Source organism: Frankia sp. CoBUL1, assembly GCF_978021245.1.
The window spans coordinates 1-8,341 of the sequence record NZ_CDXDOS010000145.1 but is presented as its reverse complement, the minus strand read 5'-3'; the positions used below and the strand labels follow the sequence as shown (position 1 = coordinate 8,341).

At 68.6% G+C, this 8,341-nt stretch carries 11 protein-coding genes; 8 read left to right on the top strand and 3 right to left on the bottom strand.

What is annotated here, in order from left to right:
- Positions 1 to 11 precede the first annotated feature (11 nt).
- Together AC08OX_RS11685 and AC08OX_RS11680 are read right to left on the bottom strand one after the other, a co-directional pair.
- A complete protein-coding gene (locus tag AC08OX_RS11685; RefSeq protein WP_476607842.1) occupies positions 12 to 1,058 on the bottom strand; it encodes a glycoside hydrolase family 26 protein in 1,047 nt (348 codons plus the stop codon).
- Between the two features lie 313 nt (positions 1,059 to 1,371).
- The gene (locus tag AC08OX_RS11680) at positions 1,372 to 2,205 is read right to left on the bottom strand and encodes a helix-turn-helix domain-containing protein (protein ID WP_476607841.1); all 834 of its coding nucleotides are present in this window, start codon (positions 2,203 to 2,205) and stop codon (positions 1,372 to 1,374) included.
- A 113-nt stretch (positions 2,206 to 2,318) separates the two neighbouring features.
- Between AC08OX_RS11680 and AC08OX_RS11675 the strand changes: the two genes are divergently transcribed.
- Entirely contained in the window at positions 2,319 to 2,912 is a 594-nt protein-coding gene (locus AC08OX_RS11675; protein ID WP_476607840.1) for an NADPH-dependent FMN reductase, read from the top strand.
- Between the two features lie 147 nt (positions 2,913 to 3,059).
- Here the strand turns inward: AC08OX_RS11675 and AC08OX_RS11670 are convergent, their stop codons facing one another.
- The gene (locus tag AC08OX_RS11670) at positions 3,060 to 3,719 is read right to left on the bottom strand and encodes a MarR family winged helix-turn-helix transcriptional regulator (protein WP_476607839.1); all 660 of its coding nucleotides are present in this window, start codon (positions 3,717 to 3,719) and stop codon (positions 3,060 to 3,062) included.
- Between the two features lie 320 nt (positions 3,720 to 4,039).
- Between AC08OX_RS11670 and AC08OX_RS11665 the strand changes: the two genes are divergently transcribed.
- The 7 genes from AC08OX_RS11665 (at position 4,040) to AC08OX_RS11635 (ending at position 8,178) form a co-directional block, all read left to right on the top strand.
- On the top strand, positions 4,040 to 5,563 hold the full coding sequence (locus AC08OX_RS11665; protein ID WP_476607838.1) for an aromatic/alkene/methane monooxygenase hydroxylase/oxygenase subunit alpha: 1,524 nt from the start codon (positions 4,040 to 4,042) through the stop codon (positions 5,561 to 5,563).
- A gap of 88 nt (positions 5,564 to 5,651) precedes the next feature.
- Positions 5,652 to 5,900: a toluene-4-monooxygenase system B family protein gene (locus tag AC08OX_RS11660; protein WP_476607837.1), complete on the top strand. Its 249-nt coding sequence runs from the start codon at positions 5,652 to 5,654 to the stop codon at positions 5,898 to 5,900.
- Entirely contained in the window at positions 5,893 to 6,318 is a 426-nt protein-coding gene (locus AC08OX_RS11655; protein ID WP_476607836.1) for a monooxygenase system ferredoxin subunit, read from the top strand. The genes AC08OX_RS11660 and AC08OX_RS11655 overlap by 8 nt, the downstream gene beginning before the upstream one ends.
- Positions 6,315 to 6,620 carry an MmoB/DmpM family protein gene (locus tag AC08OX_RS11650; RefSeq protein WP_011434683.1) on the top strand — a complete coding sequence of 102 codons (306 nt, stop codon included), beginning with the start codon at positions 6,315 to 6,317 and terminating at the stop codon, positions 6,618 to 6,620. Before AC08OX_RS11655 ends, AC08OX_RS11650 begins: the two co-directional genes overlap by 4 nt.
- A 2-nt stretch (positions 6,621 to 6,622) precedes the next feature.
- A complete protein-coding gene (locus AC08OX_RS11645) occupies positions 6,623 to 7,648 on the top strand; it encodes an aromatic/alkene monooxygenase hydroxylase subunit beta (protein WP_476607835.1) in 1,026 nt (341 codons plus the stop codon).
- Positions 7,649 to 7,689: 41 nt separating this feature from the next.
- Positions 7,690 to 8,034 carry a beta-class carbonic anhydrase gene (locus tag AC08OX_RS11640; RefSeq protein ID WP_476607834.1) on the top strand — a complete coding sequence of 115 codons (345 nt, stop codon included), beginning with the start codon at positions 7,690 to 7,692 and terminating at the stop codon, positions 8,032 to 8,034.
- 3 nt (positions 8,035 to 8,037) lie between these two features.
- Entirely contained in the window at positions 8,038 to 8,178 is a 141-nt protein-coding gene (locus AC08OX_RS11635) for a hypothetical protein (RefSeq protein WP_476607833.1), read from the top strand.
- Positions 8,179 to 8,341: the final 163 nt, after the last annotated feature.

Genomic DNA, 8,341 nt, shown 5'->3' with positions numbered 1-8,341 from the left:
GCAGCCCTGGGTCACCACCGGTGGCCGAGTTCTGACACCCGATCAGCCGTCAGCCCTTTCCGAACAGGCCGAGATAGCGGCGGGAGCTGTTCGGGCTCAGGTTCGGGTTGTGCAGGGAGGATTGCACGTTGTCGGCTTCCGCGTTGTTGTAGTAGGCCTCGTAGGCGAGGAGTCCGGCGTTCGCCGCGAAGAACTCGTGCATCTTCTCGATGTAGAACGGGTTGTCGCCGCCACCGCCGGTCGAGCGCACCAGGTCCCCATTCGGGGACGGCGAACCGCTTGCCGTGGGCGCGGGCGAAGGCGGCGACGGTGCACAGCCCGGAACGCTGCTGGCATTGCCGGGTCCAGACCTGCTCCGTCGTGGACGCCGGATAGGAGTCGTAGGAGTCGATGCTGACGACGTCGACGTAGGCGTCGCCGGGGTAGGCGGACCAGACGTCCGCGCCGCTGCCGGGCAGGCTGTCGCGGTGCGCGGTCATGTTCCAGTCGATCTTCACGTGCGGAGCGGTCGACCGGATCGCGGTGGCGGCGTGTTGGAAGCAGCTTTTCCACGCCTGCGGATCCCGGACGTGCCACCAGAACCAGTCCCCGTTGAACTCCCAGCCGAGGCGCACGTAGGCGTCGCCGCGGCCGTACTTCGACAGAGTCTGCCCGAACTGGGCCCAGTAGCCGTCGTACTCACCGCGAGCGCACGCCTGTTCATTGCTGTTCTGCGGGTACAGCGGTTGCGCCACCGACAGCTCCCCGGGAAAGGCTGCCCGGGTGAACGCCCCGACCGGCCAGGACGCCGTGGTGATGCTCGGCCAGTTGGCGCGGTCCGTGAAAACGATCGCGAGATCGACGGGACGGCGGGTCCAAGCCGCCCACGCGGTCACGTCTGCCGGGAAGTTTCCATTGGCGCCGGATACCCAGCCCAGCCCGGACGGTGCCGGCTCCACGGCGGAGGGGTGCGTGGTGGTTGGTGACGGCCGCGGAGCGCGGGGACGCTCGGGCTGATCCGAGCAGGCCGCCACGCCCAGCACAACAGCCATCACCATCGTCAGTGCGGTCAGCGGCATCCATAACGGCCTGCCCGGGCGAGCCCGGTACCCGACCCGACCTCGCTGCCGGGCCGTCACGCTGCACGTTCCATCGGGTCCCTCGGTCCTTCCTGGCGCTCCGCTACCACGAAAACCAACCATACCGTTACGTCAGTGTCGTATCGGACAGTCGTCGCGGATGTGGCGGCCGAGCCCAGGATCGATCATGCTGGCAGGTCGGTCGATCGCGGCGATCAGATGCCGGAGAACACCGAGCCCCCGCGGGTACTGCTCCACGGGGACCTGGACCTGCTTGACTTCGATAAGAGTGGCGGCGTGCCGCCATATTTGCTCAGTTGACGGCACGCAGGCTGGTACCGCCCCTCCTGCGCAACCGGTTCAACGTGTCGGCGGTCGTGTCGTCGGCGGGAAGGAATACCACCAGCTGCTGAGCATCGGCGGCTGGGAGCTCCAGGACCTCGCGGTCAAGCCGCAGTTCACCAACCACGGGGTGTGTCCACCGCAGCGGACCGCGCCGTGGTAGCGCGTGCCGGTTCAGCCGCTGGGTGAAGTCGTCGCCGGCGACCGGAGCGAGTTCCGCCCTGAATTGGGCCGAGCGCTCGGCTGACGGGCCGTGCCACAGGTCGAAGGCTCGTTCGTCGGCGATCTGATCCCATTCCGGGAAGACCTCGCGGGCGCGCCTGTCGGTGAAGACGAAGCGCGTGAGGTTGGGCCTGTCGGTATCAAGCAGCCCCGACGGTCGGGCGACCAGGTCGAAGCCACTGGTGTACGCGAGGATGTCACCCAGGCGGTTGGTGACCAGTGCGATCCCTGGCTCGAGCTGGTCGAGCAGCTTGAGCACTGTCTGCCTGACCTCCAGCCGAGGTTGGGTGAGCGGGCCGGTACACACGCCAGCGGCGATCTTGGCCAGGTAGCGCAGGTGCTCCCGCTCGGAGACGTCGAGGCGCAGCGCGTCGGCGAGCGCGTTGACGACGGAGGCCGATGGGTTGCGGTCGCTCCCCTGCTCGATCCGGACGAGATACTCAACGCTGATGCCTGCCAGCGAAGCCAGCTCCGACCGCCGTAGCCCCGGGACGCGGCGCCGGGGGCCTGCCGGCAGGCCGAGCGTCTCGGGCCGGGTGGCATCGCGCCTGGCGCGGAGGAAGTCACCCAGCGGCGTACTCACGCTCTTCACTGTAAGACCGGAACGGCCTCGGTACGCCGTCCGATGCTGGCCCTATCAGGGCCAGCCTGCGCTCGGTCTGGCTGCCGCTGCCGGCGCGACCGAACATGTGACGCATGAGCGAAACCAGCAAACTTGTCATCGTCGTCGGCAGCGTGCGCGAGGCGAGGTTCGGACCGGTCGTGGCCTCATGGGCCGCCGAACAGGCCTCCGCGCATGGGAGCTTCGACGTAGAGGTCGTCGACCTCGCCGACTTTGAGATCCCCCTATCCCTGCCCGCCGCGTCGCCGAAGTACGCCGGAGACTCATACCCGCGCCCGGCGGGCATGGCACCCCTGACCGCGCGGCTCGACGCCGCGGACGCGTTCGTCCTAGTAACCCCCGAATACAACCATAGTTACCCGGCGTCACTGAAGGCTGCCATCGACTGGCACTTCACCCAGTGGACCGCGAAGCCGGTCGCTTTTGTCAGCTACGGCGGCGCGGCGGGTGGTCGGCACGCGGTCCTGCACCTGGAGAACGTCCTCACCGAGCTGCACGCGGTGACCATTCGCGACGGACTGGCATTCCCGAACTACTTCGTGAACTGGGATGCCGGCCGGCCGGCTGATCCCGACGCTCCCGGCTACGCCAAGACGTTGTTCAACCAGCTTGCCTGGTGGGCTGCCGCACTCCAGAAGGCACGCGCCGAGGTGCCCTACCCCGACTAGTGTCTCGTGATGATGGGCCCGCAGGCCCCCTCCTCACTCAGCTGATCGGTGAGCTGTCGACAACGGACCCCGCGGGCGTGCCGTCGGGCAGGCCGACCGCGGCGCTGTGGACGTCGGCGTGCATGACCCGGTTGGCCCCGTTCGGTGTCACCGGCCGCCCGCGGCGCCGCGGCGGGCGAACTCCTCCTGGGTGAGGTGTTCCGGGCAGTCGACCCGAATGTCGGACGGTCCGAGGCGGTAGTCGAAGAACGCGCAGCGGTGAACAGCGGGTTGGGCGTGGCGGGCGGGTCGGGGCGCGGGTTCGAAGTGCCGGCAGGTGGTGCACGCGCGCGTTACGCTGATCAGATGTTCGGCGTGCAGGCATTCCAGCAGGTCCAGGAGGGTTGCGAGCAGGTGCTCGCCGTCCGGGCGGGGGATCCTGGAGGTCGCTACCTCGACCGGGGCGGTCCACCGGGAGACCGCGTGCGCGGTCCGTTGGCCGTCGGCGGTGAGGTGTAGCCGGTAGTGACGCCGGTCGGCGGGGTCCTGCTGGCGGCCTACGAGCCTTTTGCGGCGCAGGGCCGCCACGGCGTCGCTGACGGTGGGGTCGGCCACGTCGAGTTCACGTGCCAGCGCGCTGGTTCGGGCCGGCGGGGGTGGTCCCGCATAGATGCGGGCGAGGACCCGAAGCTGGGTGGGGGACAGGTCGTGCGCCTCGGCCAGGCGGCGGGCGAGCACCTGCAGGGCCTCGCCGATCCGGTCGAGGGCGGCCACGATCTTCGCGTCGAGTCCGGGGTGGCGTTCCTCGGGGGTGCCGGGCGGCCTCACGCGCGCGGTCCGAACGCCGCGTGTATCGCCAGCACCGCTGCCTCCTGCCGTTGGGACTTTCCCGGGTTCGCGACGGCCGACCCGCCGCGAGGGTCGTAACGGGGAAGGTCGGAACCCGTGAGTGGACCTTAGCAATCCGATCCGCCCGGACCGGATCGTTAGGAGTCCTTGACATCAAAGGTCGCTCCGCACATAGTTCTCCTTGTCGAATGAAATTGTCGAGATAGCGGCCGATGCCGGGTTGGGCCGTGCGGCGCGGGAGCGTCGCCGGACCGGGCGGGTCCGGTCCGCGTCCGTGAGGGAACACCAAGGAGGCGAGCATGCCGAAGCTTGCCCGCAGTGACTGGTACGACCTTGCCCGCGACACCAACTGGTCGTTTGGCTATGTGTCCGAGCAGGACGTCTTCCCAGAGGAGCTGTCGGGGACGGGCCGGGTCTCAGCCGAGGGGTGGCTGGCCTGGGACGAGCCATACAAGATTACTTATCGGGAGTACGTGCACAACCAGGTGACGAAGGACACCACGACGTACTCGGTCAAGAACGCGATCGCCCGTTCGGCGCTGTTCGAGAAGCTCGACCCGGGATGGAAGTCGGTGATCCTGGCGCACTACGGCGCGATCACGATGCCGGAGTACCTCGCCTCCATCGGTGAGGCGCGGATGGGCCGGTTCGGGCGGGCGGCGGCGTGGCGCAATACGGCGACGTTCGGCACGCTCGACGAGGTCCGGCACGGCCAGATCCAGGCGTTCTTCCCCTATGGGTTGATCGGGAAGGAGCCGCGGGCCGACTGGGCGCTCAAGGCGTTCCACACGAACGACTGGATCGTGCTTGCGGTCCGGCAGCTGTTCGACGACATGTTCGTCGCCAACGACGCGCTGTCGATCGCGCTGCAGCTCACCTTCACCCTTGAGACCGGTTTCACGAACCTGCAGTTCCTCGGCATGGCGGCCGACGCGATCAAGGTGGGCGACCTGGAGTTCGGCTCGCTGATCTCCAGTATCCAGACGGACGAGGCCCGCCATGCCCAGCAGGGCGAGCCGACCATCAAGATCCTTGCCGAGGGTGGCCACAGGGACTGGGGCCAGTTCCTCATCGATCACATGTTCTGGCGGTCATGGCGGGTGTTCGCGCTGCTGACCGGCCTGTCGATGGACTACTACACCCCGCTCGAGCATCGGACGATGTCGTTCAAGGAATTCATCGAGGAGTGGGTGATCAAGCAGTTCTCCGACCAGTTCCGGGACTTCGGCCTGGAGTATCCGTGGTACTGGGAGGAGTTCGTCAACGAACTCACCTGGTACCACCACGCGATTCACCTCGGGGTGTGGAACTGGCGGCCGACGGTCTGGTGGAACCCGGACGCCGGCGTCTCGGCGGACGAGCGGGTGTGGCTGGAGGAGAAGTACCCGGGCTGGAACCGCACGTTCGGCAAGTACTGGGACGTCATCGGCGACAACATCCGCGCGGGGAAGGCCGAGGCCACCTTCCCGGAGACGCTGCCGTTGGTGTGCAATCTGTGCCAGCTGCCGATCGTGCGGGCCGCCGGCGTGGAAGCCGGCGCGCTGGCCTCGGCCGCTCCGCTGCGCCACACCCACGGGGGCCGTGACTACCTGTTCTGCTCGGAACCCTGCAAGTGGATCTTCGCGCGGCGTCCGGAGCGGTTCGCCGGGCACCGGTCGCTGGTGGACCGGTTCCTCGTCGGCGAGATCAGCCCGCCCGACCTCAGCGGCGTGCTCGCCTACATGGGGCTGTCGCCGGCCGAGCAGGGACAGGATGCCACCGGCTACGCCTGGGCGCAGGCCGCGGCGGCGGGCGCAACCGGCGCCAGGGCGGCACGGCGATGACGTCTTGGGCGCAGGTAACCCCCGGAGCGCAGGAGCACTCCCACGAGTACGTCCACGAGTACGTCCACGAGCACTCCGAGGGGGCCCGATGGCTCTGCTGCCGCTGAGCGCGGTTTTCGAACACGACTTCGTGTCGCTGCTGGTGGCGGTGGACGACGCCGACACCGTCGAGGTTGTCGGCCAAAAGATCGCTCACCACGTTGTGGGCCGGCGTCTGCCGGCCAGCGACGCGCCGGTGGGGGTCCGCCACAACGGTCAGGTGCTCGCCCGCGAGGCGCGCATCGGCGAGGCCGGCGTCGGCCCGCTCGACCATGTCGAAGCCTTCTTCGATGAGTAGCGCGTCGGCGGGTGGTGCGTCGGCGGGTGGCACCACAGTGGCGTGGACCGACGTCGCCTCGCTGGACGAGGTGTGGGAAGGCGATGTGCTCGAGGTGACCGCGGGCGCCGAGCAGGTGCTGCTGGCACACCTGCCCGGCGGGGCGCTACGGGCGTACCAGGCGGTGTGCCCGCACTCGCGGTTCCCGCTGGTCGACGGCGCCGTCGAGGACGGGGTGCTCACCTGCGCCGCGCATCATTGGGAGTTCGACCTGGCGACCGGCGAGAGCCTCAACCCGAGCGACTGCCGGCTGTACAGCTTCCCGGTGCGCGCCGACGGCGAGCGGATCATTGTCGGGATCCCGCCCGACGGCCGACGTCACTACCACCGCTGCCGTGGCGATGCGACCGCGGCCCCGACGGGGAGACGATTTTCATGACCGCCGACTCCAGCCGCCTGGTAGGCCCCATCGTCCGCGGATTCGATCCGGACGTCGTCGAGGCACTGCACGCCGCGATCGAGAAGGACAACCCCGACCAGACGCTGGTCGTGGAGGACCGCAACGGCTACGTGCGCATCAACGCGCCCCGCTTCCTGCGGGTCACCCGCACCAGCCTGGAGGAGGCCGCCGGCCGGTCCGTCCCGCTCGCCACCCTCGAACCCGCCCTCGCCGGCTTTGCCGGGCGGATGCGGTACGTGAGCGACGACGAACTCGTCTGGTACCTGGACCGGAAGGACTGAGGATGACCACCGCCCCCACGGCGAGGCCCCTGCGCACTTGGAGTGTGTTCGACGGGGCCCGCCGCAAGCCCAACGAGTACGAGACCGTCACCGGCCACTTCCACTACCATTTCGGGCGGCAGCCGGCCCCGTTTGACCTTGATCCCGACAGTCCGATCAACCGGTGGTACCTGCGCTACCGCGAGGGCTCGCCGCTGCGGGGCGTGGACTGGGAGGCGTTCCGCGACCCCGCCCAGCTCAACTACCGCCGCTACATCGCCCTGCAGCACGACCGGGAGATCTACGCCGAAGGTGTCGTCGACCACTTCGAGGCCCTCGATGCGGATGCCGGCCTGAACCCGGCCTGGGTGGGTGTCCTCGCGCGGCTTTACCTGCCTGCCCGCTACCTGTTCCACGTGCTGCAGATCACCAGCCTGTACGTCGGCCAACTCGGACCCAGCGCCTACGTCAGCAACGCCGCGTTCTTCCAGGCCGCCGACGAACTGCGCGCCCTGCAGTGGATCGCCTACCGGGCCAAGGCGCTGTCGTTGGTCCACGGTGCCGACCTCGCCGACAGCAGGGTCACCCGACGGTTCTGGGAAGACGACCCGGCCTGGCAACCCGCCCGAGAGGCGCTGGAGCGGTTGCTGGTCGCCTACGACTGGGCGGAGGCCTTCACGGCACTGAACCTCGTCGTCAAGCCGGCGCTCGACACCCTGCTCAAGACCGTCCTCGCCGACCTCGCGGACGCCAACGGCGACGGCCTGACCGCCCAGCTGCTGCGCGAGTCCGGCGTCGACGGCGCCCGCAGCCGGGCGTGGAGCGCGGCCCTGGCCCGCCACGCCATCGCCGGACGCCCCGACAACGCCGCGGTTCTCGCCGCCTGGGAAGAAAGCTGGCACCCCCGCGCGGAGAAGGCCGTCGCGGGCTTGGCGGCCCTGTTCGACAACGCCCCGAACCCGGCCAACCCGGCCGAGGTCGCCACCACCGTCGCCGCGACCACCGCGGCGTTCCGTGCCTCCTGGACCGGCACGGCGGATCCCGCCTGAACCTCCGGCCTCCACCACCGATCCGCCCCCGGGAAGGACCCATGTCCGTCACCGACGACTACTTGACCAACAACGCCGCCTACGCGAAGACCTTCGCCGGGCCGCTTCCGCTGCCGCCGTCCAAGCACATCGCAGCCGTCGCCTGCATGGACGCACGGCTCAACGTCTACGCGGTCCTTGGCCTGGGCGACGGCGAGGCTCACGTCATCCGCAACGCCGGCGGCGTCGTCACCGACGACGAGATCCGTTCCCTCGCGATCAGCCAGCGCCTGCTCGGCACCCGCGAGATCATCCTGATCCACCACACCGGCTGCGGCATGCTGACCTTCACCGACGACGATTTTAAACGCTCGATCCAGGACGAGACCGGGATCAAACCGGAATGAGCCGTGGAGTCGTTTACCGACCTGGCCGAAGACATACGCCAGTCGATTGCGCGGATCAAGGCGAGCCCGTTCATCCCGCATATCGACGCCATCCGCGGTTTCATCTTCGATGTTGCCACCGGACTGCTCACCGAAGTCGCGTGATATCCGCCTGCCGCACTCCGCTGTTCAGCGCCTTCGAGCATCGACTCACCATTACCGGCATCATTATCGGTTCTTTCTGACGGCACCGTATTTCTGACGATGCCGTATTTCTGACGACACCGGGCTTCGCCCGCCGTCGGGGTGCTTCGGGGATCCGTACCGT